Source organism: Kineosporia rhizophila, assembly GCF_021277265.1.
Classification (GTDB): Bacteria; Actinomycetota; Actinomycetes; order Actinomycetales; family Kineosporiaceae; genus Kineosporia; species Kineosporia rhizophila.
Window position 1 is genome coordinate 57,800 of sequence record NZ_JAJSOH010000025.1, and the last position, 22,761, is coordinate 80,560.

The following is a 22,761-nucleotide window of genomic DNA, read 5'->3' on the forward strand; positions in this document are numbered from 1 at the left end:
CGACCTCCTCTGGTCAACGGTCTTTCGGGATCAGCGGGTCAGGTCCCCGTGGGTCGCACCCGCCATGACGCTGACAATCGCGATCCCAGCGACAACGACCAGGGAAAGCACAAGAGCCGACATCAGCAGCACACCGACGGCGGCGACCAGCCCGACGACCGTCAGAACGGCCAGGAGCACCGCGGTCAGCGCGCCGACCCGGGTCAGCCCCCCGGTGAACGGAGCAATACCGACCAGCACCGCGGCAACGATCAGGGAGATCACCCCGGCGGCCTGCGCATGCCCGTTCAAAGTGGTTACCTCGCAAAGTCGCCCGGCACAAGGCATCTTCTGCGCCTCGATGAGCAACAGAGTGGCCCCGGAGAGCAGGTCGATCCCGGCCACACCCCAGAGGAGCCGGGTCAGTCGGCGAGGCAACCCCACCGCGTCGAACGACCGGGAACTCGGGAGCAACGCCGGCTCGGCGGTCTCCGGCTCTGACGAGCCTTCCGATTCGACCGGGGGCCGCGTGGGCAGAGCCTCTTGTGCGGGTACGGAACGGGTCTTGCGGTGCTGGAGTGGGATCTTGACGGAAGTTCTTCTGAGCGTGTCCATGGCTTGAGCGTGCGGCGACGGGACAACGCGCAAACGCTCGAAGCGGGTTTACAAGGACGACTTGTCCTCTAGGTAAGTTGGCAGAGTCGGCGACTCGTCACCAGCACAGCAACACGGCCGGCGGACGCCGCCCGATGTAGACCTTGTCATCCCCGCCGGGGGCGACTTTGGCCAGTTCGAGAAGGACTCTTCGTCAAGCCCTCCCAGGCTCGAAAAATATTTCTGGGCAACAGACCTCATATCCGCAGTTAAACATTGCGGATTATCTTTGCTCGTGTGGGCGCTATCTCGGATCAACACTCGGCGAAGAGAAACCGCTGCCTCGGCGTTGCACTCTCCCAATCTCATCCTCGGGAAGACTTGACCCAAGCTTCTGTTGAAGGATCCGCGCGATGAGCGGATGCAGGGATTGTCCTCCTTTCCACTCCGAGGCCCCCCCTTTCTTCTGACGGCGGCCGGAGCCCATCGCCGGGTCTCTCCCTCGCCCTACCGAAGATGCCTGCCGAGCAGGGCAAAGCCCTACCGAACTTGACCGGCCCGGACCGCGGTCGGCGCGAGCCACGCCTCCGGTTGCGCAGGTCGGCCGGAAAGTTCGGCAACACCTCCCGATGCCGACTTCCGCCTAACCGACAGAAAAGTTGCCCTACCCATACCCAACCCCGGGTTAACCTCGCCAAGGGCGTAGGTAAGACCTTAAACTCCGGTTGGCGAGCAAAGCACCATTCGGCCCGCTTTCGGCGCTGCTGACCTGGAGGGGGTTGGGCATGCCCGCAGCATCCGGCAACGCACGGCGTCTGGCGCACCGGCTGAAGGAGCTTCGGGAGAACCGCCCCGGACTCACCCAGACTTTGCTGGCTTCCGCCCTGGGCACCGACAAGCCGGTCGCATCCGCCACCCTGAGTTCCTGGGAGTCGGTCAACAATCCGAAGGCCCCGACCGCTGCCCGCCTCGAGGCCTACGCGCGCTTCTTCGCCACTACGGCTTCCTTCGACGGCCGCAAGGCACGCCTTCCCTCGGCCTCCGAGCTGAGGGCCGTCCCGGACGTCTGGACCGAGTACGAGCGCCTGCACGCAGAACTGGTCGAACTGCTGCAGGCCGACGAGCCGGAACCGGAAGAAGAGGGCCCCCGTCAGCGGATTCTGCTCGACTACGACGACGGTGACATTGTCATTGTCTGCCCCGACGCCCCCGCGGACGCCCGTGGCCCCCTGGCCGCCGACGACTCGCCGAACTACACCCTTCTCCATCAGTTCGCCGATACCGACGCTCTGATCGAGGTGTTCGGCCACATCCGGGCCCTGAACCCGAGCCGGAAGGTCTTCTACCGTACGTCCGACAGCGTCAGCCGCAGCGAGATCCAGAACCATCTGGTCCTGCTCGGGGGCATCGGCTGGAGCCGCACGACCCGGCGACTGCTGTCGATGCTCGATCTCCCGGTCGAGCAAATCGAGCATCCCGACCTCACCACCGGTGAGGTGTTCCGGCTGGCCAAGTCGGTCACGTCCGACGAGAAGGTGTTCTTCCCGGTCGCCGACGAGCAGACGAACGAGCTGATCGAGGACGTCGCTCTGATCGCCCGGGTCGCCAACCCGTTTAACAGCAACCGCACGCTGACCATCCTCAACGGCATACACAGCCGAGGCGTGCTGGGCGCCGCGCTGGCCGTCACCGACGAGACCATCCGCGCCGGCAATCAGGAGTACCTTGCGGAGCGGTTCCCCGAAGGCAACTTCGCCCTTCTTATGCGGGTACCGGTGATTCAGGGAAAAGTCATCGCGCCCGACTTCAAGAACGACCGGGCCAGGTTGTTCGCATGGTCCCAAGAAGAGAGTGAGCAGTGACGCCGGCCGAGGTGCAGCAGCGGCCGTCCCATGTGAAGCTGCTCGACCCCGGCCCCACCCACATCGACTTCGATTGGCCCGAAACGGCCTCAGCCCCGCTGAACGCGATCATCGTGCCGGCCTCTCGAGGGGCCCTTGCACTCCGCAGCGCCATCCGGCTCTCGGCCCACCTCGACGTCCAGCTCGTGGTGTTGTGCAGTCTCGGTACGCACGCTGACGAAGTAGTCGCCCTCGCCACCCGGTTCGCAGCCGGTCACGTGGTCGCCGTCGACATTCCGACCGGCTACCAGCATCCGCTCCTGCCGCGGCGAACCGGCGTTCAGCGTTTCCGCCTGGCCAGCGCAGGCCGTAGCAGCGATCTCAGTCTCAAGCGCAACGTGGGGCTTCTGCTGGCCCGGCTACGCGGTTGGAGCAAGGTCCTTTTCCTGGACGACGACATCGATCCGCTCTCGGACATGTCCGGCCTGGACCCGGCCGTCGTCGGGCGGATCGCCACGGAACTGGACACCCGGCAGGTGGCCGGTCTGGTCTGCAAGTCGTTCCCGGACAATTCCGTGGTCTGTCACGCCCGCCGTCTGGCCGGCCGGGCCCAGGACAACTTCGTCACCGGGGGCGCGCTCGGGGTCAACTGCTCGGACCAGCCGCTTCCGTTCTTCCCCGACATCTACAACGAGGACTGGTTCTTCTTCGCCCAGCAGGCGGCCAACCGGGAGCTCGGCGTCGTCGGCGAGGCGGGCCAGGCCCCCTACCACCCGTACGCGGACCCGCACCGGGCCCGCACCGAGGAGTTCGGGGACCTCCTGGCCGAAGGGCTCTACGCCCTGTTCGAGACCCAGGGCAGCGAACTCGCGTTCGTTGACCGGCTCGCTGCGGCCGATGCCCGGTACTGGAAGCAGTTCATCCGGGCTCGGCGTCAGGACCTGGACGAGACCGCTGTCCAACTCACCGATTGTGCCGACCCCGACCGGGACGCGGCTCTGATCTCCCTGCATGCCTCCGCCGACCAGCTGGCCCGTCTGCATCCAAGGCTGTGCGTCGACTTCATCAAGGCTTGGCGGAAAGATCTGCACTACTGGGCGCAACGTACGCAGCGCCTGGACGAAGAGCGCACCCTCACCGCTGCCCTGCAGCTTCTCGGACTACGGGCGACTCAGCCCGCGGTGTCTCAGACCAGGCACTTGCCCATGCGCCGCTCGACACGCCAGGTCGAGCCGACTTTGATCGGGCTGGTGTCTCCCTCGGGATCCCAGTCCTTGGTCGGCGTGAACTCGAGCGCCGCATAGACGTCCCGAGCGTGCTCATTCTCCTCGAACACCCACAGCAGCAGTTTCTGGATGTCCTGCTCGCGGGCGAGCTTCTCCACCTGTTCCATCAGCAGCCGCACCGCTCCTGAGCCACGACCACGAATGCCCCGGTCGACCCAGACCCCCTCTACGTAGCGGACCTCGCTGCTGGGATCGACGCCGACGTGATCGGGCGACTCGCCCCGAAGACAGGCGATGCCCACCGGCTTCCCGGTCTTGACCATCCGGACCTCGACCCAGGTCGATTCGGTCAGCAGCCGACGCCAGCGCTTCGGGCGGTACCTGCGTTCCTGCTGCAAACTGTGTGCAAACCCGTGTGGTGAGTCTTTCAGCGCGCGCAGCCGCAACTTCCGCAGATCCCGCCAGTCGCTCGGCCCCAGAATTCGCGGTTCCAAGGACGGCCGGGGCTCATCCTTCGTAGCGGCGCAGCCATAGAGCGAATGCTGCCGCTCACCTGTAGTCATCTCGCGCGCCGTCCCCAAGCTGCACTGTGCCTCTGCGGTGTCTGCATGGCTGCTGGCGCCAGATTACCCCCGGTCGTTGCGGGACGCTGACAGACACGTTTCTTCCGGAATCAAGGTGGCGGACATGCCCCGATCACCCACAATGACGAGTGAGGCACCCACGACGGTCCTCCACCTGCCCAGCACCCCGAAGGCGGACGCCAGATGACTGAGGCATTCCAGTTCCAGCCAAGCGCCCTTGCTCGCCGGTTGAGCGATCTGCGGGCAAGTCGGCCCGGGCTCACGCAAGAAGCTCTGGCCAGGGCTTTCACCACGGAACGCAAGGTATCGGCCCCGACCCTGAGTCACTGGGAGTCGGACCGCAAGACTCCGACCGCCGAACGACTTGACGCGTACGCCCGTTTGTTCGCCACTGACCGAGCTTTCATTGGCCCTGTCCTCAGGCCTCTGAGCCAGGCCGAACTGGCGGAAGATGCCGATGACCTTGATCGATATCGGACGCTGCACGACGAATTGCTCAATCTTCTGCAGGCCGGCGAAGACGATTCACCATTACAGCGAACCCTGCTGCAGTTCGACGAGGGCGACATTGTCATCGTCTGCCCCGAGGCCCCCGGCGAAGTCCAGGGAGCACTAGCCGACCCAGCCTCACCCAACTACGCCCGACTGCACCGGTACGCCGATCCGGACGCCCTGATCGAGACTTTCGGTCACCTGCGCGCCCTGAACCCGGACCGCAAGGTGTTCTACCGAGTCCCGGGCAACTTCGCTCGAGGAGACCTGCAGAACCACCTGATCCTCATCGGCGGTATTGGCTGGAGTAAGACCACCCGCCAGATCTACTCCAAGATCAATAATTTCCCGGTTTCCCAGATCGAGCACGAGGACGTGAAGACCGGGGCCGTGTTCCGGGTCAACGATCAGGACAAGATCTTCTTTCCCCAGTTCGACGAGGAGTCCGGAGAGGTCATCGAGGACGTCGCGATGATCGCCCGCGTACGCAACCCGTTCAATTCCAACCGGACCTTGACGATGCTCAACGGCATCCACAGCCGGGGGGTCTTGGCGGCCGCATTGGCCGTGACCGACGAGACCATCCGGGCCGGCAACGAGGAGTTCCTTGCGCAAAGGTTTCCTTCGGGCGACTTTTGCCTGCTCATGCGCGTAGACATCGTCGCCCGCTACCCTCTCGCCCCGGATTTCCGGAACGAGAGCGCGCGACTTTTCGAATGGTCTCCGGGCGACGTCGGATGAGCCTGCACGACTCCGGGCGGACGCTCAGAGCAGGCTCTTCATCAACCGGTTCTCCACGTCCCACCGCCGCCGCACACTGATCGGCTGGGCAATGCCGGTGTGCCGGTAGCCCAGCCGCCGGTACACCTCGGCCGCCACCGTGTTCGACTCCAGCACCCAGAGCACGAACACCCCGACCCCCTGGCGCAGGGCGTTCTCCTCCACCGAGGCCAGCAGGTGCTTCAGCACCCCGTAGCCGCGGTAGTCGGGGTGCACCCACACCGACTCGATGCAGCGGGTGCCGAACGGCGCGTCCGGCCCGCCGACCGGATCGGGCTCGTGCAGCATCCCGGCCAGGCCCACGATCTGCCCGTCGGCCCTGGCCACCGTCCAGGTGCCGGTGCGCAGGCGGCGGCGCCAGACCCGGCGGCGCACCAGCCGCTCGGTGGCGTAGTTGCCGCAGAAGGCATCGGGCGACGACCGCAGGGCCGCCAGCCGGGCCTCGCGCAAGGTCAGCCAGTCGGGCTCGTGCAACTGCACCACCTCGACCGTGCGCCCGGGCGCCCCGGGAGATGTGAAACCCTGCCTCGATCCGATGAACTCGACATCCTGAATCAGCACCGCCGCACCCCGTAAGACAGAAGCCAATGTCACGGAGCCGCGTTTCGCCGATGTTCCCGCCGCTCCGTACGCCTCAGCGCTCTCAAGATTTTCACGCGCCGGAGGGCCGCTGGCAACGGACGACCGGGCTGCGGTGCAGCGCTCATGCGCTTTCCGCAGCGCGCGAAAGCGGCCCAGTATCAAGTAACTTCAGTGCCATCAGGTGCATCCAGTGGTGCTCGCCGATGTTCAGCTGACGTCAGCTCAGGTGCGGAGAACCGCATCGAATCCATTCCTGGTCACCACCCGGCCGAAGTAGTACCGTTCCGCCTCGTCCCAGCGGGTGAACCAGGCGTCGTGCCAGTCGGCACCGTCCCGGGCCCGCAGCCGTTGTCGCCGAACGGTCAGGTCGGCCTCGACCAGCACCCGCAGGTCCACCAGGTCGGCCAGTTCCGGCCGAGCGCTGTAGGCCCCTTCCAGGATCACCACCCGCGCCGGTTCCAGGACCGTCGGATCCAGCCGCAACCGTCCGTCGAAGGCGTCCCAGTCGTAGCCGAACCATTCCGCGCGTTCCCCGGCCCGCAGCGTCCTCAGCACCGCCTGCTGGCGCGACCAGTCGATGACCTGGGCAACCTTCTCGGCCGGGGTGCGCTGGTCCCACTCTTCCTGGGCGCCGCCGGCGTAGAAGTCGTCGCCGTCGATGACCAGGCAGTCTTCGAGCAACTCGGCCACCGCACCGGCGAGCGTCGACTTCCCGGCTCCCGAACGTCCATCGATCGCCACAACGAACGAACGTTCGCCGACCGACTCGAGCCGAGCTCTCACCAACCCCGCCAGCCTCTGCGCCTCTCCCGCCATCACCCCAGCGTGCAGCAATCTCAGCGCAGCGTGTTCAATTCGACGCGGCCCACCTCCACGCGCCACATTGCCGCCCATGACCAAAGTCCTGCTGATCACCCTGGGCGGCACGATCAGCTCATCCGGCGAGGGCGGGACGCCCGGTGTGATTCCCCGCAGCGGCGCCGACGAGCTGGCCGGGCAGCTCGCCCCCTACCTGCCCCACGTGCAGGTGATCCCGCACGAGCTGCGGCTGCTGCCCTCGCCCTCGCTGGGCTTCGCCGACCTGTTCGCCCTGCTGGAGCGCATTGCCGAGGCCCGCGACGTGGCCGGGATCGTAGTCTCGCAGGGCACCGACACGCTGGAGGAGACGGCCTTCTTCCTCGATGTGCTGGGAGCCGGTGAGCAGCGCCCGGTGGTGGTCACCGGGGCGATGCGCGACCGGGACACCCCCGGGGCCGACGGCGCGGCGAACCTGATCGCCGCGGTCAACGTCGCCTCGTCGCCGCTGGCCTCCGGAGTGCTGGTGGTGTTCGCCGACCGGATCTTCAGCGGGCGCACCGTGCGTAAGGACAGCGCGGTGCACGCCGACGCCTTCACCGCCTCGCCGTGGGGCGCGCTCGGTCTGGTTCGCGAGGGCGATGTGCACCTGCAGTTGTCGGCGGGCCGGGCGCCGACCCTCAAAGTGCCTTTGGACGTCGATGCCCCCCAAGTAGCTCTCATCAGTACGGGGGTGGACGACGATCTTCGGCTGCTGCCTGAACTGGCCAGATTCGGTTACGCCGGGGTCGTTCTGGAGGGGATGGGCGGCGGGCACGTGGCCGCGCGGGCGATTCCGGCGGTAGAGGCCTGCCCTCTGCCCGTGGTGCTGTGCAGCCGCGCCGGAGCCGGACCGACGCTGCGCCGTACCTATGGCTACCGCGGCGGTGAGATCGACCTGCTTGGCCGGGGCCTGATCTGGGGCGGGCACCTGACCGGGGTGAAGGCGCGCATCCTGCTCATCCTCTGTCTGATGCACGGCCTGAGCGGCGATGCTCTGCAGGAACGGTTCGAGCAGATAGCCAACAGCTGATCGAAGCGCTCACCCCTTTTCGCTCTGAACCAGATCCGAGGCCTCCCGAATCGGATGGATACAGCGGTACCGCACCTCCCCCGTCCTCAATTCTTCTACGGACAGCGCGGGAAGCTGAGCCGCGCACTCATCGGTGGCCCGCCAGCAGCGGGTGCGGAAGTTGCAGCCCGACGGGGGATTCGTGGCCGAGGGGACGCGTCCGGTCAACGGAATCGGGCGGGCGCCGGTGAGCAGGCGGGGAGTCGCAGAGAAGAGCGCGTGCGTGTAGGGGTGGCGGGCGACCTCTTCCACTGCTCCGGCCGGCGCCTCCTCGGCGATCCGGCCGAGGTACATGGTGATGATTCGGTCGGACATCCGGCGCACGGTCTGGATGTCGTGGGAGACGAAGACCATGGCCAGGCCCAGTTCGGACTGCAGGCGCATGAGCAGGTTCAGGATCTGCGCCCGCACCGACACGTCCAGCGCCGAGGTCGGCTCGTCGGCCACCAGAAGATCCGGTTCCAGCGCCAGCGCCCGCGCGATCGCCACGCGCTGCCGCTGACCGCCGGAGAGCTGTGCGGGCACGGCGTCGGCCACGGCTGCCGGTAGTCCGACCAGATCCATCAATTGACGGACGCGGGTGGCGCGGGTGGCGCGGTCACCGCGGCGGTGCACGACGAGCGGGTCGGCGATGATGCGCTGCACGCTGAGCCGGCGGTTCAGCGCGGTGGACGGATCCTGGAAGACGGTGCCGATGCGGGCTCCGAACGTCTTACGCCGGCCGGCGGCCGACATCGACCACAGCGACTGCCCCTGAAAGCTGACCTCGCCGCTGGTGGGTTTCTGCAGACCGACCAGGACCCGGGCCAGAGTTGTCTTGCCACAACCGGATTCACCCACCACACCGACCGTCTCGCCGGAGCGGATGGTGAGACTGGCCTCGGTGAGCGCGTACACCGCAGCACTGCCGAGGAGGCCGCGCCCACGGATCCGGTGAATCACCGAGACATCCTGCAGTTGCATCAGTTCGGTCATGACCGCGCCCCCACCGGGTAGTGACAGGCGACCAGATGATCGTCGTCGCCCTCGACCGGGGGCAGACGCAGCGGGCAGACGTCGTCGTGCGCCGCCGGGCAACGGTCGGCGAAGCGACAGCCCTGGTTGAAGTGCGCCGGGGCCGGCACCACACCCTTGATCTGGGCCAGTACCTGTTCCTGCTGCTCGATCGAGACCACGCTGGCCAGGAGGCCGCGGGTGTAGTGGTGCCGCGACGAGGCGATCAGCTCGGCGGTGCGCCCGGTCTCGGCCACCTGCCCGGCGTACATCACCACCACGCGATCGGTGAGCTCGGCGATCAGGGCCAGGTCGTGCGAGACCAGCACCAGCGCGAACCCGAGTTCCGCCTGCAGGGTGAGCAGCAGCTCCATCACCTGGGCCTGGACCGTGACGTCGAGGGCGGTGGTGGGCTCGTCGGCGATGATCAGCTTGGGGTCGCGGGCGAGGGCCAGGGCGATGAGCACCCGCTGGCGCTGCCCGCCGGACAGTTCGTGCGGGTACGAGCGCAGGGTGCGCCCGGGATCGAGACCGACCAGCTGCAGCAGTTCTTCCGGAGTGCGCCGGCCGCCGCGCCGGGTGACCTGCTTGAGCTGGCTCTTCACGGTCAGCGCGGGGTTCAGGGACGACAGCGCGTCCTGGTAGATCATCGCGATCTGACTGCCCATCAGCTGCCGGCGCTGCTTGGCCGACATGCCGAGCAGGTCGCGGCCCTCGAACTCGACCTCTCCGCCGAGCACCGCGCCGGGCGGCTGCAGACCCATCACGGCCAGCGCGGTGAGCGACTTGCCGCAACCGGACTCGCCGATCAGCCCGAGCACCTCACCGGCCCGCACCGAGAACGAGATGTCCTGCACCACTGCGTTTCCCCGATGACGCTGGGGAAAGCTGACCGAGAGGTGCCGCACGTCGAGCACCACCGGGGCCCCTTCGAGGTCACGGCGGCGCTCGTTCAGCCGGGCCCCGACCTCGCGCAACTGCGCCTCGGGAAGCACCGGCGGCTGGTTCTCCGAGGCGGCCCGGGCCAGTTCGCGCGCGGCCGCCTGCTGGGCCTGCGGTTTGGCCGAGGGCGCCGCCCAGGCGTCGGACACCCCTTCGGCCAGCACGTTCAGCGCCAGCACGGTGATCAGGATGAGCAGGCCCGGGAAGAAGGTGGCCCACCAGCCGCCGATCAGCACCAGGTCTTTTCCGTCGGCCAGCACCGAACCCCAGGACGGGTCGGGCGGCTGGATGCCCGCACCGATGAACGACAGCGAGCTCTCGAACACGATCGCATCGGCCACCAGGATCGTGCAGAACACCAGCACCGGCGCTGCGCAGTTCACCGCCACGTGCCGGGTGAGCGTGTAGAAACGCCTTGCCCCGATGGTCTTCTCGGCCGCCACGTAGTCTTCCGCGTACTGCGCCAGCACATTCGCTCGCACCACCCGCGTCACCTGCGGCACGTAGAGGAAGCCGATGGCCAGGATCAGCACCGGGATGTCCCGGCCGAACACCGCCACCAGCACGGCGGCGAGCGCGATCCCCGGAAAGGCCATGACCACGTCGAGCACCCGCATGACCAGCTCGTCGACCCGTTTGCCGGCGGTGGCCGTGAAGGCGCCCAGCACCGCCCCGCAGAGCAGGGCGAAGGCGGTGGCGAGCAGCCCGATGGCCAGCGACCAGCGGGTACCGTAGAGCAGCCGGGTGAACACGTCGCGGCCGTTGTCGTCGACCCCGAGCCAGTGCTCCGACGAGGGGCCGCCGGTGTCGGAGCTGATCGCGTTCGGCTCGTGCGGGGCGATCAGCGGGGCCAGCAGCGCGACCAGGGCCAGGGTGACGATCACCCCCAGGGCCAGGTAGGAAGCCCAGTTCAGGCGCTGGAAGCGGATGCCCGGCCGGGCCAGGTCGAGCAGTTTCGGCCTCATGACGCCGTCCGCAGGCGGGGATTGGCGATCAGGTAGAGCACGTCGACCACCAGATTGACCACCAGGAAACCGATCGCGATGGTCAGCACGAAGCCCTGGACCTTGGCGATGTCACCGTCGCCGACCGCCTGGATCATGTTCTGCCCCATGCCCGGCAGGGCGAACATGGTCTCGATCACCACCGCACCGCCGAGCATGTAGCCGATCCGCAGACCCAGCACGGTCAGCGGGTTCACCAGGGCGTTGCGCAGCACGTTGCGCCCGACCACGACCAGCGGAGGCAGCCCCAGACCCCGCGCGGTGCGCACGTAGTCCTTGTCCAGTTCCTCCACCACCGACGTGCGGATGATCCTCGTCATCTGCGCCGCTACCGGCAGGGCCAGCGAGAAGGCGGGCAGGGCCAGGGAATTGAGCCAGGGCCCGACGCCTTCCGACGGATTCACGTAGCCCCCGGTGGGAAAGATGCCGCGCCCCACCGCGAGCCACTGGATCAGCAGCAACGCCACCCAGAACGGCGGGGCGGCCACCCCGATCAGGCTGACCAGCCGGATCAGCTGGTCGGGCCAGCGGTCGCGGAACACCGCGGCGGTGACCCCGAGCAGGGTGGCCACGGTGAGCGCGATCGCAATGCCGAGCGCGGTGAGCTGCACGGTCAGCGGCAGCGCGGTGCGGATCGTGTCGAGCACCGGCTGCCGGGTGATCAGCGAGGTGCCAAAGTCGCCCTGGGCCAGGTCGGCCACGAACCGCACGTATCGCACCGGCAGGGGGTCGTTCAGACCGTTCGCCTCACGGAACGCCTCGAGCTGGGCGGACGTGGCGCTGCCGCCCTCGAACGCGGCCAAGGCCGGATCGGTGGGGGCGAAGCGCATCACCACGAAGACGAACAGCACCACGCCGAGCACGAGCGGGACGAAGAGCAGCAGACGCCTCAGCAGCATCCGCGCCACCACGGTCACTGCTGGTCGACCCGCTGCGCGCGTATCACGTTGATGCCCGGGTAGCCCTGCGGCTGGATGCCTTCCAGCCGGTCGGGCACCCAGGCGGTGACCAGCCGGGTGAACACCACCGGGAAGAGCACGGCCTGGTCGGCGATCGCGTCGAGCACCTTCTTGTTCTCGGTCTTGGCGGTGGCCGCGTCGGGGGCGTAGGCCGCCTTGTCCATCTGCTCGTAGAGCGCGTCGGCCTCGGGCCCGGAGAACTTGGCGTAGGTGGACGACCAGAGCGACTCGGGGCTGTAGTAGAAGCGCTGCACCAGGTCGGGGTCGTTGCCGAACTGCTGGGGATTGCCCGAGGCGGCCACCACCTGGTAGTCCTCACCGCCGTCGAGCTTGGAGAACAGGGCCTTGGTGTCCTGCGGGTTCAGCGTGGTGTTCACGCCGATCGCGTCCCAGCCCTCCTTGATCACGTTGATCGTGTCGGCCACCAGAGAGGTGTTGGTGGAGCCCAGGGTGATGCTGAGGTTGCTGACCCCGGCCTCCTGCAGCAGCTGCTTGGCCTTGTCAGGGTCGTAGGCGAAGTCGGTGGCGGCCTTCTGGTAGGCCTCGAGCTCGGGGTTGAGATAGCTGTCGGCGCCCACCCCCTCGCCCTTCAGGGCGACCTGGACCACCTTCTCCTTGTCGATCGCGTAGTGCAGGGCCTGCCGGACCCGCTTGTCGTCGAACGGCTTCTTGGTGGTGTTGAACATCAGGAAGACGTTGTTCTGCCCCTGCACCGCCTCGACCTCACGGCCGTCTTTGCGCAGCTGCTCGATGTTCGCCGGCGGAATGTTGTCGGCGATCTGCGCCTGCGGCCGGGCGCCGGAGATGGCGGCCACCCGCGGCGCCGCGTCGACGATGGATCGCCAGACCATGGTGTCGTACTGGGCCGGGTGTTCACCGTTGTACTGGTCGTTCTTGACGAAGGTGGTGTGGTCGAGGGCGGCCTGCTCGGTGATCTTGTAGGGCCCGGAGCCGAGCGTCTTGCCGCCGGCCGCGTCTTCCCACTTCCCGTCGAAGACGTGCTTGGGCACGATCATCGCGGTCTGCACCCGGTCGAGGGCGTACTGGAAGGGCTGCTTGAGCTGGAACTCGACGGCGTTGTCGCCGCTGGCCACCACCTTCTCGAGCCAGCCGGAGAAGAAGGCCCGCAACTGCACGTTCTCTTCCGGGTCGAGGATGCGGTCGTAGGTGAACACCACGTCCTCGGCCGTCACCGGTTGCCCGTCGGACCATTTCGCGCCTTCGCGCAGTTCGAAGGTGATCGTCTCGCCGTCGACCTCGGTGGGCACGGCGGCCAGGCCGGCCTGCGGTTCCCGGGTGATCGGGTCACCACTGACCAGCGGCTCGTAGACGTTGGTGAAGGCGGCCATCGAGAACGCCGAGGCGGTCTGGGTCGGGTCCCAGCTCTGGTTGTTGCCGTAGCCGATCACGGCGGTGAGGGTGCCGGTGTCGGCGCTGCTGTCGGACGAGGCCGGGCCGCCGCAGGCCGCCAGGGCCACCCCGACCGCGGTGGCGACGGCGAGCAGGGCCAGGCGCGACCGGGGTCGCCGGGGGAATGTCGAGCGCTGCATCTGGTGACTCCTTCGTCTGCCCAGCCGGCGGACCACGGGACCTTGCGCACTCAAAGCGTAGGTAGACAGCGGAAATTCTGGCAAACCGGTCTTCCTGCTGCACTCCCCCTTGACCTTTCCGCTCTAGACGGGGTGCGATGCCTTGCGCAGGCGACGCCAGGCCAGCTCGGCCAGCGTCGCGGCCTGCTGCCCGAGCAGCGAGTCGTCGAACACGGCAGTGGCCGAATGCATTGCGGGCGGCTCGTTTACAGACGTTTGTGGCGGCCGGACTCCGAGGAAGACCATCGCTCCGGGAACCTTTTCGAGCACGTACGAGAAGTCCTCCGAGGCCATGCCCGGTGTGTCGAGCAGCTCCACCTGACCGGGGCCGTGCAGGTCGCCCAGCCACTCGAGCACCTGAGCCGTCTCGGCCGGATCGTTGACGGTGACCGGGTAGTTGCCCACGAACTCGGCCTCCAGCGAGCAGCGGTGCACGGCCGCCAGCGCGGTGAGCATGGCCGGCAGCTCGGTGCGCACGTAGGACAGCGTCTGCGGGGAGAGCGTCCGAATGTTGAGGTCGATCTCGATCTCCCCCGGAATGACATTGCGTGCCAACGAATTGCTGGCCAGCCTGGTCACCGAGATCACCGCCGGATCCTGCACGGGGATCCGCCGGGTGACGAAAGCCTGGATGGCCAGGATCATCTCGGCCGCCACCGGCACCGGGTCGACCCCGCCGTGCGGCATGGCCGCGTGCCCTCCGGTGCCGCTCAGCCTCAGGTACATCACGCTGGAGCTCGCCATCAGCGGGCCGGGCCGGGTACTCCAGACACCCAGTGCCTCGCCGCAGTCGACGTGCACCGCATAGGCGGCCACCGGCTGCTCCTCCAGCAAGCCCTCTTCCAGCATGATCCGCGCCCCGCCGGCCCCTTCCTCACCGGGCTGGAACATGAACACCACGCTGCCCGGCAACTCTTCGCGCCGCTCGTGCAGCAGCCGCGCCGCCCCGACCAGACCGGCCGTGTGCAGGTCGTGCCCGCAAGCATGCATGCGGCCGTTGGTAGCGGCGAACTCCAGACCGTTCGCCTCCCGGATCGGCAGAGCATCCATGTCGCCGCGCAACAGCACCGCCGGCCCCGGCCGACCACCCCGCAGCACCGCCACCACCGAGCTGAGTCCCCGGCCGGTGGTGATCTCCAGGTCCAGGCCCTCCAGGGCAGTCAGCACGGTGGCCTGGGTCCTGGGCAGGTCCAGCATCAGCTCGGGCTCGGCGTGCAGGGTGCGGCGCAGCGCGATCAGCTCCGGCGCGATCCGCTCGGCCTGATTCAGAAAGGTCATGGCAAGTCTCCGGGCGGTGTGGGCGACGACGGCGGCCAGGCCCACCGGCTGGGCGACTTCGCTGTCTCACTCGGGACCTTCGCTCCCGGCACCATACCGCCCGACCCTCGCCACCCGTCCATAGGTGTGACCGTAAATCACGGCAGCGGGCCGGTTTCGGAAGCGTGGGCTAAGTTGGTGCGCCCCGGCGAACCGAGAGGACCACCGCATGCCGCTGTTCACCAACGCCGACGTGACCATGGAATACGAACGGCACGGCGATCCGGAGGGCAGGCCGGTCTTCGTGCATCACGGAATGCTCGGCTCAGCGGGGATTGCGCCGCAGTGGGGCGAACTGGCCACCGACGCCGGGGTTTCACTCATCACCGTCGCCCGGCCCGGCTACGGCCAGTCCACCCCCGTGGCCATGCAATCGATCGCCGACTGGGCCGCCCTGCTCGCGCCCCTAGCGGACAATCTCGGCCTACCCCGGTTCAGCGCCCTGGGTATCTCCAGCGGCGCCCCTTACTGCTACGCCCTCGCCGCCGCCCTACCTGACCGCCTGGATCGGGTGGCCGTCCTGGCCGGGGTGGGCATGGTGAACGAACCCGAGACCCGCGCCCACTATCCCGAAGAGGCCCAACGCACCTTCGAGACCTATGCGCAAATGCCCGAGACCGACGTCCGTAAGCAGTGGTTCGAAAACCTGACCGTAGGTCTGGCCCAGATGCCCCCCGAACACCCGCTGCGCCGTCCTTTGACGGATTCGATCGCCCACGAGGCCGCCGGCCCCGCCCGCGAGTGGGTGCTGCAGCAACGCGACTGGGGCTTCGACCTCCGGACCCTGAGCACCCCAGTCACCCTCTGGCACTCCCTCGCCGACGACCAGGTGCCCTTCGCCGCCGCGGAGATCGTCGCGGCCCACATCCCCGGCGCAGTGCTGCACGAACAGGCCGAGCCCGGGCACTTCCCCTCCGAGCCCACCGTGCGCGCCGCCCTCAGCCTCCTGGGCCAGTAGCTACCCCGCGTGCTGGATGCTCAGCAGCCGCGCCACCTGGTTGTCGTACTCACTGATGGCCGGCTCGGCATGGGTGGCGACCTGCTCGGCCACCTGCTGCTCGAGCGGCACATGGGCGGAGCTCTCCAGCTCGGCCAGGCTCACCGCGTACTTGGAACGTTCCCCGGACGTTGGCATACACCGATTGTGCTCCAGAACCTGACCTGGGGAAACAGCTGTCACCAGGCCGCCGCCACCCGGACGGCGGATGGGGCCGCGGGGCTGCGATAGGCTACTGCGGCCCGCCCCCGTAGCTCAGAGGATAGAGCAGAGGTTTCCTAAACCTTGTGTCGGAGGTTCGAATCCTCTCGGGGGCACCACCGGTCAGAGCCAGTCACGCCAGAAGGGGACCACCTCTGACGGCTCCTGGAACTCCCGCACCACGTAGTCCTCCAGGTCAATCCCGTACACGACGGTGTCGGACAGCCAGTGAACCGACAGGACAGAGTGCCCGCTCGTGCCTGATCCGGCGGGCAGGTATCGATGGGCATACACAGGCACTAACGTCGGTACCTCTGCCAGTAGTCGCTCTGCCTTCGCCACCCTCGAATCTTCGCTCTTCGGGCGCTTACCCCACCCACTGGGCCAGTTCCCCTCAGCGAGGTGTCGGCGAATGCTGTCTTTCGGCCAGTTGATTTGCCTGTGCAGCGTCTTTGACCCGAGATCGCGTCAGGCGGGCCACCCCCAGCTCGCCTGACTCGTACGCTCATCGAGCCCCTCCCGGACCGGCAGGCCCGCGGCCAGGAAGGAGCGGTGGTCATCGGCGAACTTGAAGCCAAAGTGTCGCTCTATACGCGCGAACTCGGCATCGGTCAGCCCATCCTGTATTTCTGCCGCCCCTGATTGCACCAAACGCTTGGCAGCCGCTTCGCCAATATTGCGGCTCCAGGCATTCATGCTCCGACGCTACGGGAGTAGGCAAGCAGCTTGTCCGCGCCGGGCTGGTACCGGGCGAATCATCGGAACAGCCCGTGTCGCAACGAGCGCCCATGTCACGAGCGCGTAGCTCAGAACCAGCCGCGGTGCCGGGCGGTGCGCACCGCCTCGACCCGCGACGAGGCGTCGAGCTTGGTCATGGTGGAGGAGAGGTAGTTGCGGACTGTTCCGTGGGAGAGGAACAGCTTGGCCGCGATCGTGCGGGTGTTCAGGCCCTGGTCGACGTAGCGCAGGATCTCCTGCTCCCGCTCGGAGAGCGGGTTGGGCCCGCTGCGCAGGGCGTCGGCCGCCAGCTGGGGGTCGATGACCGTGCCCCCGACCGCGACGGTCTTGACCGCGTCGATGAGCCGGGCCCCGGTGGTCGCCTTGACCAGGTAGCCCGAGGTTCCGGCGGCCAGGGCCTGGTGCAGGTGGCCGCTGCCGGGCAGGGCCGTCAGCAGGATGACCTTGCAGTCCGGGAACTGGGCGGTCACCAGCCGGGTGGCCTCGATCCCGGTGGCGCCGGGCATGTCCACGTCGAGCAGGGCGATGTCCGGCCGGTACTTCTCGACCGCGGCCAGCACGTGGTCACCGCGGCCGACCCGGGCGACGACCTCGAAGGCCGGCTCGGTGCTGAGCAGGGCCTCGAAGGCCTCGGCGACGAGCTCGACGTCTTCCGCGATGAGAAGTCTGAGGGTTTCCTGGGTCACGAGGCTGCCGTCTCCGGGCTGTTGGTGAGTTCTAGGGCCGCGTCGCCGTCCGGCGTGAGCGCGGGAACACGGGGAACCCGTGCGATGACGCGGAACTGGCCGCCGGGCACCGGCCCGGCGGTCAGCACACCGCCCAGCGACTCGACCCGGGCGCGGATGTCGTCGAGACCGGTGTGGGCACCGCCGTCCTGGGCGGTGCTGGTGACCCCGTCGTTGACCACGCTGACCACGATGGCCAGCGACTCGTGCCGGACCCCGATGCGGCACCAGGTGGGCTGCCCGTGCTTGAGGGTGTTGGTCACCGCCTCGCGCACGACCGCCGCCAGGGTCTGGTCGATGGCCGGGTCGTCGACCACCACCGCGTCGACCTCGGCCCGCAGCCCGAGGCGCTCGAACAGCTCACGGGCACTGGCCAGCTCGTCGTTGAGGCCGATCAGGGTCGGCCCGCTGGTCAGGGCCCGGAGCCGGGCCTGGCCGTCGATGATCGACGACCGGAGCGCGGTGAGCTGGTCGCGGCAGCGCTCGATGTCGTGGTCGAGCAGCCGCAGAGCGGCCTCGTTGCGCAGCGAGGCCGAGACCAGGGTGCGGCCGAGCAGGTCGTGCAGGTCCCGGGAGATCCGCAGCCTTTCCTCGTCCACCCGGACCCGGGCGATCTGCTCCCGGGTGCGGCGCAGCTCGTCGAGCACCACGTAGAGCCGGGTCATCGAGTAGAGGGTGAAGGCGATGACGACGGTGGTGACGCAGATGACCAGGATGGACTCGTTGCTGGTGCCGTCGTGCCGCCCCAGCATCACGGCCACGTCCAGTGCACCGAGCCCGGCCACCAGCAGGAACCGCTGCGGCCAGGCCGTCAGCAGCAACACCGTGGTGAGGGCCAGGGCCAGCGTCATCCAGGCGCCCCCGAGCGCCAGGACCAATAGCGAGGCCACCACCTGGGCCCCGGCCAGGGTCCGCAGCTGCCGCCCCGGCCTCCCCCTGACCAGCAGCGACTGCATCCGCAGGAAGCAGGCGACGACGACCAGGCTGAGCAGGCCACAGAAGATCTTGACCAGGAGGGTCGAGTCCTCCTGGGCGACGACCTGGCCGATACTGACGAACAGGATGAGCGTGGCTGCAGACCACGCCCCGACCACCCCCGAAGAACTCCCCCGCACCATAAGACGATCCCCTTGAGCCCATTGCAGTCGGCAAATAGCACCGCACGGCACATCACTGGTTCGGCGCGCGTGACTGCACGCCTCGAAGTGCCCCCCTTACAGTGACACTCTATTCTGTCACTTTTGCTACCTGTGGGGTAGTAGATGGCATTCGGGGGAAGTCAGGCGGATGGACGGTGCCGCAGCAGGAGTGCGGTGGACATGCCGACCGCGGTCACGCCGACCAGGTCGCCGAAGGCGCCTCCGAGCAGGCGGGGGGTCACCGCCGAGCCCATCAGGGCGGCGACCACGGACACTGCGACCAGCACCGTCGGCAACGACAGGACCAGGGCCCAGATGCTCGACTCGAGCAGCCAGCGGACGTGGTAATCGGTCTGCTCGGGGCGCGTGGCCTGCGCGGCGGTGAGAGCGCTGCGGTCTCGGCGCACCCCGGCCACCACCAGGCGCCGCCACGGAAGCACCACGTTCATGACGGCGACGACAGCCACGCCCCACCCCAGGACGACCGGGACGGCAAGGACCGGCGACACCCCGCTGTCGGTGTGCCGGCCCAGGCCGATGAGCAACAGGGGGGCGGTCAGTCCGACGACGATCCCGGCGACGACAGCCGCGATCAGATGCGGTCTCGCCGGAGCGGCACGACGCCCCCAGGGCGCCGCCGTCATGCGTTCGTTCCGATCGGCCGGCCGTCGAGCAGGGTGAGGACCTGGTCGGCGCCGGCCTGGACGATCGGGGTGGCCAAACTGGTGACGATGGTGCGCCCCTCGAGTCGGACCAGGTCGACGAGCGTCCGGGAGAGCTGGTCGAGTCCGGCCGACCCCGGGTCGGCCGCGACCACGAGCAGGTCCGGGTCGTACGCCAGCGCCATCGCGATGGCCACCCGTTGCTGCTCGGCCGGGTCCAGCTCGGCCGGCCAGCAGTCCTTGACCGCGTCCAGGCCGACCGAGCGGCAGAGCTTGCCGATCTCCTCGCGGGGGTGCCGTTTCCCGCTCCACCGCACCGGCAACCCGATGTTGCCGGCCACGCTGAGGTGCCCGAACAGGACCGGCCGGGCATCCACGAACCCGACCCGACGCCGCCACGGCTCCGGAGAGCGGACGGCGTCGGTCCCGCGGCGGGAGACCGGGGAGCCGGCGATCTCGAGCGATCCACCGGCCAGGGCGACGCGTCCGGCCAGGGTGAGCAGCAGGGTGTGGACCTCGTTCGCCGATCTCCCCTGCACCGCCACCAGGGTCCCGGACGTCACACTGAGGTCCCGGACCTGAAGAGCGGAAAGACCGGCGGTGGAGTCCGTTTCGACCTGGACGCCACGCAGTCGGACCGCAGTGGTCAACCGATGGAGGCGGTTCGCTGACATGGCAAGTTCCTACCGGCAGGGTGATCGGTCGGGCACGATCGGTGGCGGAGCCACCGAGATCGTCAGCACCAGAAGTACGAGAACGTACTCATTGCTTCCAGAAAAGCTGCGCTGTCGTCTTTTTCGATTTCCAGGGAGTGCAACTGGTCGAGCGACATGGCTACCTCGTTCCGTGCGGACCATCTCCGATTCCGTTGGCTCAATTCTGGTCCAGCGGTGGTCGCTCACCTAGTGGACGGCGTCACGCACGCATCCTGACGTTTGTCATCTCGAGATGCAGACCAGCTGGTGAGGGCCGGAGTGAGGCTCTGGTGGCGGGGTAGCCGCAGAACGGCGTGCAAGGCGTCCTGGGCCAGCGGCGCGAGGGCGACCAGCGCCCCAGCACTGCCGGTGGCCAGATCGGTGGAGAGCCGGTAGCCCGCGTGGCCGAGCAGGACGGTCGCCGGCTGATCCCCGCCGGGCAGCGGCATGACGTTCCATCCGACCCGGCCCTCGTGCAGCGCCACCCCGGCATCGTCGTCCCCCGCCAGCCTGCGCAGGGTGGCGAGCAGGCCACAGCGCCCGAGACCGAGGCCAGGTCCGGGCGCAGCCGGGGTTCGGCAGGTCTGCCGCACTCCCGCAACGAGCGGCTCGAGCCGGGCGATCTCGGCGGTACCGAGCCCCGCGGCCTCGGGCCGGCTGAGCAGGGCGGCGGCGGCCAGGCCAAGAGCAGCGCTCCCCTGGGCCAGGTCGGGCAGGAGCCGCCCGGTGCCCTGGATCAGTACCGCGGGCCCGACCGTGACGGCGTTCTCGGCTTCCCTGAGCACGGCCTGGTGCGCGGCGCGCAGACAGACCTGAGCCCGGTCGTCGCCGGAGATGTCGGCGATCGCGATCAGCGCGAGCGCGACTCCCGCCCAGCCGTCCAGCAGGCCGCTGCCCGGGCGAGGGCCACTCGCGCTCACGGACAAGGTGGTTGCGGCCAGGTGATGCTGGGCAGGCTCGTCGAACTCGGGCCCCAGCAGACCGGCCAGCTCGGTGAAGGCCAGGGCCCGCCCGGCGTGCCCGTACTCCCAGGACGGGGGCAGCGGACTGCGGGGGTTGGCGGCGGCCCGACGAGCCACCGTGCGGGCCTGCTCGGGGCGGCCGAGCAGGGCGAGAGCCAGGGCCACCCCTTCCAGACCGTGCCCCAACCCCCCGACCGGCCGTTCCCGCCCGGCAGCGGCCACGATCCAGTCGAGCCACGGTTCCGGGACCAGGGCACCGGTCGCCTGCAGGGCCAGGCACACCCCGGTCGCCCCGTGCAGCAGGCCGAGACCTCCACCCGGGGTGGTGAACTGGGCGATGTCCCCAGGCAGGAGCCGGTCGGTGCGGTGCACGGTGGCAGCCGCGGTCAGACCGCGCACCAGCGCCGCGCGGTCGGGAGCCGGTCCGACCACGGCCGGGCCGGGCCCCAGGTCGGCCAGAGCGGCCTGCTCGAGTTCCTGCTCCAGCTCCGGCCGCCAGTTGAGGACGTCGAGGTGCGGGGCGAGGAGAGTCAGCCGGATCAGCTCCACCGCCCGCAGATCGCTGCCGAGCGTGGGGATCGCGTCGCCCGGGATGTTGAGCGCGGTGATACCGGTGGAGACCGCCCGGCCGTCCAGACTCGCCGATTCCAGATCCACGAGCACCAGTCGTTCGTCGCCTTCCAGGACGTTGCCCGGATGCAGGTCCCCGTGGGCAACTCCGTGATCGGCCAGGACCTGCGCCATCACCCGCAGCCGGGCGGCCGTCCGCTCCACCCACCCCAGGTAGGCGGCTTCCTCCGATGCCGTCGCATCCGGCCGGATCGCGGGGTTCGTGGTCAGGCCGGCACTGAGGGTCTGGCCGGGGATGTACTCCAGGACCAGGAAGTCGCTGTCCCGCAGGCTGATCAGGTCGAGCACCTCGGGTACCAGCCCGGTCCCCGCCAGCCGGGTCAGCACCGCGTGCTCGTGCCGCAGCCGGGCGGTGGCGTCGACCCCGGCCACGTCCAGCCCGGCGTGTCTGCGGGCCTCCTTGAGCACGACGGTCGAGCGCCCCCGCCAGCGGGCCCGGTAGACCCCGCCGCCGGTGGACCGGTGAAGCACGACCACTTCGTCGATCTCCAGCTTGGGCTCCAGGTCGGCCGCCCGGAAGCGCTGCAGCGGTTCGGGCAACGGCGGGGCTCCCAGCGCCCCGGCCGGCCCACGCCGGTCGAGCACCGCGCGCCCGGCCCGCGTCCATCCCGGGCGTAGCCGACCGTCGGCGCCGGTGCACCAGCTCTCACCGAAACCGCCGTACCGCAGATAGATCGGCGCACCAGCGACCGGGACCTCACCCACGATCCGGGGTCCCGGCTCATCGGCCAGACCGGCCACCAGGCGCTCGAGCAGCAGTTCGGCGAGTGCCGGGGTGGCCGGGTAGGCCGTCACCACCTTGCCGCTGCTCTCCGGGGCGGCGTACTTGAGCTGGGTCGCCAGGACCGTTCGTTCGGTGCGCAGGGTCTTGACCGGGACACCGAGGTCCCAGCAGGCCCGCACCGCGATGTCGGCCACCCGCCGGGCGTTGCCCGGCAGAGCGGCGACGTGAACCTTCCAGCCCTGCTCGGGCAGGGAGTAGACGGGTGGGACGAAGACCGTCCACGGCCCGTACTCCACCCGTTGCCAGCCGGCCGGCGGCATCTCCGGCATCAGCAGAGGGCTGCTGTCGACGGCCTCCGAGGAGCCCAGGACGTCGTAGAAAAGGCTGTGGGCCATGGTGAACGGGATGTAGGCGGACTTCAGACGCTGGTTCAGGGACGACTTCACAGGACCCCCCCGGGTCGGATCGGCACCGTTGATGTGCACCCCCCGGTGCACGTG

At 68.7% G+C, this 22,761-nt stretch carries 21 protein-coding genes and 1 tRNA gene; 6 read left to right on the plus strand and 16 right to left on the minus strand.

Annotated elements, in window-relative coordinates; translation table 11 throughout:
* Nucleotides 1-30: 30 nt before the first annotated feature.
* Complete coding sequence (locus tag LWF15_RS27495; RefSeq protein WP_232813846.1) at nucleotides 31-384, minus strand: hypothetical protein; 354 nt, start codon at nucleotides 382-384, stop codon at nucleotides 31-33.
* 974 nt (nucleotides 385-1,358) lie between these two features.
* Here LWF15_RS27495 and LWF15_RS27500 point away from each other — a divergent pair.
* Both LWF15_RS27500 and LWF15_RS27505 read left to right on the plus strand, forming a co-directional pair.
* Complete coding sequence (locus LWF15_RS27500) at nucleotides 1,359-2,435, plus strand: helix-turn-helix domain-containing protein (RefSeq protein WP_232813847.1); 1,077 nt, start codon at nucleotides 1,359-1,361, stop codon at nucleotides 2,433-2,435.
* Nucleotides 2,432-3,718, plus strand: a complete 1,287-nt coding sequence (locus LWF15_RS27505; RefSeq protein ID WP_232813848.1) for a hypothetical protein — start codon at nucleotides 2,432-2,434, stop codon at nucleotides 3,716-3,718. Before LWF15_RS27500 ends, LWF15_RS27505 begins: the two co-directional genes overlap by 4 nt.
* Here LWF15_RS27505 and LWF15_RS27510 read toward each other — a convergent pair.
* Entirely contained in the window at nucleotides 3,601-4,203 is a 603-nt protein-coding gene (locus tag LWF15_RS27510) for a GNAT family N-acetyltransferase (RefSeq protein WP_232813849.1), read from the minus strand. The two genes, LWF15_RS27505 and LWF15_RS27510, sit on opposite strands and share 118 nt — an antisense overlap.
* 204 nt (nucleotides 4,204-4,407) lie before the next feature.
* Between LWF15_RS27510 and LWF15_RS27515 the strand changes: the two genes are divergently transcribed.
* Complete coding sequence (locus LWF15_RS27515; RefSeq protein WP_232813850.1) at nucleotides 4,408-5,457, plus strand: helix-turn-helix domain-containing protein; 1,050 nt, start codon at nucleotides 4,408-4,410, stop codon at nucleotides 5,455-5,457.
* Nucleotides 5,458-5,481: 24 nt separating this feature from the next.
* On the opposite strand, the gene LWF15_RS27520 is transcribed toward LWF15_RS27515, so the two are convergent.
* Both LWF15_RS27520 and LWF15_RS27525 read right to left on the minus strand, forming a co-directional pair.
* Nucleotides 5,482-6,057, minus strand: coding sequence for a GNAT family N-acetyltransferase (locus LWF15_RS27520; protein ID WP_232813851.1), 576 nt, complete (start codon nucleotides 6,055-6,057; stop codon nucleotides 5,482-5,484).
* A gap of 243 nt (nucleotides 6,058-6,300) precedes the next feature.
* Nucleotides 6,301-6,861 (minus strand): uridine kinase family protein, encoded by a 561-nt coding sequence (locus LWF15_RS27525; RefSeq protein ID WP_232813852.1) that lies wholly within the window; start codon nucleotides 6,859-6,861, stop codon nucleotides 6,301-6,303.
* A gap of 109 nt (nucleotides 6,862-6,970) precedes the next feature.
* Here LWF15_RS27525 and LWF15_RS27530 point away from each other — a divergent pair, with 109 nt between their 5' ends.
* Nucleotides 6,971-7,945, plus strand: coding sequence for an asparaginase (locus tag LWF15_RS27530; RefSeq protein ID WP_232813853.1), 975 nt, complete (start codon nucleotides 6,971-6,973; stop codon nucleotides 7,943-7,945).
* Between the two features lie 9 nt (nucleotides 7,946-7,954).
* Here LWF15_RS27530 and LWF15_RS27535 read toward each other — a convergent pair whose 3' ends face one another.
* The 5 genes from LWF15_RS27535 to LWF15_RS27555 form a co-directional block, all read right to left on the minus strand.
* Entirely contained in the window at nucleotides 7,955-8,959 is a 1,005-nt protein-coding gene (locus LWF15_RS27535) for an oligopeptide/dipeptide ABC transporter ATP-binding protein (RefSeq protein WP_232813854.1), read from the minus strand.
* The gene (locus LWF15_RS27540) at nucleotides 8,956-10,884 is read right to left on the minus strand and encodes a dipeptide/oligopeptide/nickel ABC transporter permease/ATP-binding protein (protein WP_232813855.1); all 1,929 of its coding nucleotides are present in this window, start codon (nucleotides 10,882-10,884) and stop codon (nucleotides 8,956-8,958) included. Before LWF15_RS27540 ends, LWF15_RS27535 begins: the two co-directional genes overlap by 4 nt.
* Nucleotides 10,881-11,822 (minus strand): ABC transporter permease, encoded by a 942-nt coding sequence (locus LWF15_RS27545; RefSeq protein WP_232813856.1) that lies wholly within the window; start codon nucleotides 11,820-11,822, stop codon nucleotides 10,881-10,883. The genes LWF15_RS27540 and LWF15_RS27545 overlap by 4 nt, the downstream gene beginning before the upstream one ends.
* Nucleotides 11,823-11,836: 14 nt before the next feature.
* Nucleotides 11,837-13,432 carry an ABC transporter substrate-binding protein gene (locus LWF15_RS27550; RefSeq protein ID WP_232813857.1) on the minus strand — a complete coding sequence of 532 codons (1,596 nt, stop codon included), beginning with the start codon at nucleotides 13,430-13,432 and terminating at the stop codon, nucleotides 11,837-11,839.
* A gap of 123 nt (nucleotides 13,433-13,555) precedes the next feature.
* Nucleotides 13,556-14,749, minus strand: coding sequence for a M20 metallopeptidase family protein (locus LWF15_RS27555; protein ID WP_232813858.1), 1,194 nt, complete (start codon nucleotides 14,747-14,749; stop codon nucleotides 13,556-13,558).
* 208 nt (nucleotides 14,750-14,957) lie between these two features.
* Here LWF15_RS27555 and LWF15_RS27560 point away from each other — a divergent pair, with 208 nt between their 5' ends.
* The gene (locus tag LWF15_RS27560) at nucleotides 14,958-15,746 is read left to right on the plus strand and encodes an alpha/beta fold hydrolase (RefSeq protein WP_232813859.1); all 789 of its coding nucleotides are present in this window, start codon (nucleotides 14,958-14,960) and stop codon (nucleotides 15,744-15,746) included.
* Here LWF15_RS27560 and LWF15_RS27565 read toward each other — a convergent pair whose 3' ends face one another.
* Nucleotides 15,747-15,923 (minus strand): hypothetical protein, encoded by a 177-nt coding sequence (locus LWF15_RS27565; protein WP_232813860.1) that lies wholly within the window; start codon nucleotides 15,921-15,923, stop codon nucleotides 15,747-15,749.
* Nucleotides 15,924-16,029: 106 nt separating this feature from the next.
* Between LWF15_RS27565 and LWF15_RS27570 the strand changes: the two genes are divergently transcribed.
* Nucleotides 16,030-16,105 (plus strand) — tRNA-Arg (locus tag LWF15_RS27570).
* 349 nt (nucleotides 16,106-16,454) lie between these two features.
* On the opposite strand, the gene LWF15_RS27575 is transcribed toward LWF15_RS27570, so the two are convergent.
* From LWF15_RS27575 to LWF15_RS27600, 6 genes are all read right to left on the minus strand, one after another.
* The gene (locus tag LWF15_RS27575) at nucleotides 16,455-16,682 is read right to left on the minus strand and encodes a hypothetical protein (RefSeq protein ID WP_232813861.1); all 228 of its coding nucleotides are present in this window, start codon (nucleotides 16,680-16,682) and stop codon (nucleotides 16,455-16,457) included.
* Between the two features lie 110 nt (nucleotides 16,683-16,792).
* On the minus strand, nucleotides 16,793-17,410 hold the full coding sequence (locus LWF15_RS37865; protein ID WP_232813862.1) for a response regulator: 618 nt from the start codon (nucleotides 17,408-17,410) through the stop codon (nucleotides 16,793-16,795).
* The gene (locus LWF15_RS37870; protein ID WP_232813863.1) at nucleotides 17,407-18,564 is read right to left on the minus strand and encodes a sensor histidine kinase; all 1,158 of its coding nucleotides are present in this window, start codon (nucleotides 18,562-18,564) and stop codon (nucleotides 17,407-17,409) included. Before LWF15_RS37870 ends, LWF15_RS37865 begins: the two co-directional genes overlap by 4 nt.
* 164 nt (nucleotides 18,565-18,728) lie before the next feature.
* Nucleotides 18,729-19,232, minus strand: coding sequence for a hypothetical protein (locus tag LWF15_RS27590; RefSeq protein WP_232813864.1), 504 nt, complete (start codon nucleotides 19,230-19,232; stop codon nucleotides 18,729-18,731).
* The gene (locus tag LWF15_RS27595) at nucleotides 19,229-19,813 is read right to left on the minus strand and encodes an ATP-binding cassette domain-containing protein (RefSeq protein WP_232813865.1); all 585 of its coding nucleotides are present in this window, start codon (nucleotides 19,811-19,813) and stop codon (nucleotides 19,229-19,231) included. Before LWF15_RS27595 ends, LWF15_RS27590 begins: the two co-directional genes overlap by 4 nt.
* 335 nt (nucleotides 19,814-20,148) lie before the next feature.
* The gene (locus LWF15_RS27600; RefSeq protein WP_232813866.1) at nucleotides 20,149-22,707 is read right to left on the minus strand and encodes a class III lanthionine synthetase LanKC N-terminal domain-containing protein; all 2,559 of its coding nucleotides are present in this window, start codon (nucleotides 22,705-22,707) and stop codon (nucleotides 20,149-20,151) included.
* Nucleotides 22,708-22,761: the final 54 nt, after the last annotated feature.

What these genes read in the sequence shown, in the direction of transcription:
- LWF15_RS27500 (WP_232813847.1), top strand. Translation starts at nt 1,359, where the DNA reads ATGCCCGCAGCATCCGGCAACGCACGGCGTCTGGCGCACCGGCTGAAG.
- LWF15_RS27510 (WP_232813849.1), bottom strand. Translation starts at nt 4,203, where the DNA reads ATGACTACAGGTGAGCGGCAGCATTCGCTCTATGGCTGCGCCGCTACG.
- LWF15_RS27515 (WP_232813850.1), top strand. Translation starts at nt 4,408, where the DNA reads ATGACTGAGGCATTCCAGTTCCAGCCAAGCGCCCTTGCTCGCCGGTTG.
- LWF15_RS27530 (WP_232813853.1), top strand. Translation starts at nt 6,971, where the DNA reads ATGACCAAAGTCCTGCTGATCACCCTGGGCGGCACGATCAGCTCATCC.
- LWF15_RS27535 (WP_232813854.1), bottom strand. Translation starts at nt 8,959, where the DNA reads ATGACCGAACTGATGCAACTGCAGGATGTCTCGGTGATTCACCGGATC.
- LWF15_RS27540 (WP_232813855.1), bottom strand. Translation starts at nt 10,884, where the DNA reads ATGAGGCCGAAACTGCTCGACCTGGCCCGGCCGGGCATCCGCTTCCAG.
- LWF15_RS27545 (WP_232813856.1), bottom strand. Translation starts at nt 11,822, where the DNA reads ATGCTGCTGAGGCGTCTGCTGCTCTTCGTCCCGCTCGTGCTCGGCGTG.
- LWF15_RS27550 (WP_232813857.1), bottom strand. Translation starts at nt 13,432, where the DNA reads ATGCAGCGCTCGACATTCCCCCGGCGACCCCGGTCGCGCCTGGCCCTG.
- LWF15_RS27555 (WP_232813858.1), bottom strand. Translation starts at nt 14,749, where the DNA reads ATGACCTTTCTGAATCAGGCCGAGCGGATCGCGCCGGAGCTGATCGCG.
- LWF15_RS27560 (WP_232813859.1), top strand. Translation starts at nt 14,958, where the DNA reads ATGCCGCTGTTCACCAACGCCGACGTGACCATGGAATACGAACGGCAC.
- LWF15_RS27565 (WP_232813860.1), bottom strand. Translation starts at nt 15,923, where the DNA reads ATGCCAACGTCCGGGGAACGTTCCAAGTACGCGGTGAGCCTGGCCGAG.
- LWF15_RS27575 (WP_232813861.1), bottom strand. Translation starts at nt 16,682, where the DNA reads ATGAATGCCTGGAGCCGCAATATTGGCGAAGCGGCTGCCAAGCGTTTG.
- LWF15_RS27590 (WP_232813864.1), bottom strand. Translation starts at nt 19,232, where the DNA reads ATGACGGCGGCGCCCTGGGGGCGTCGTGCCGCTCCGGCGAGACCGCAT.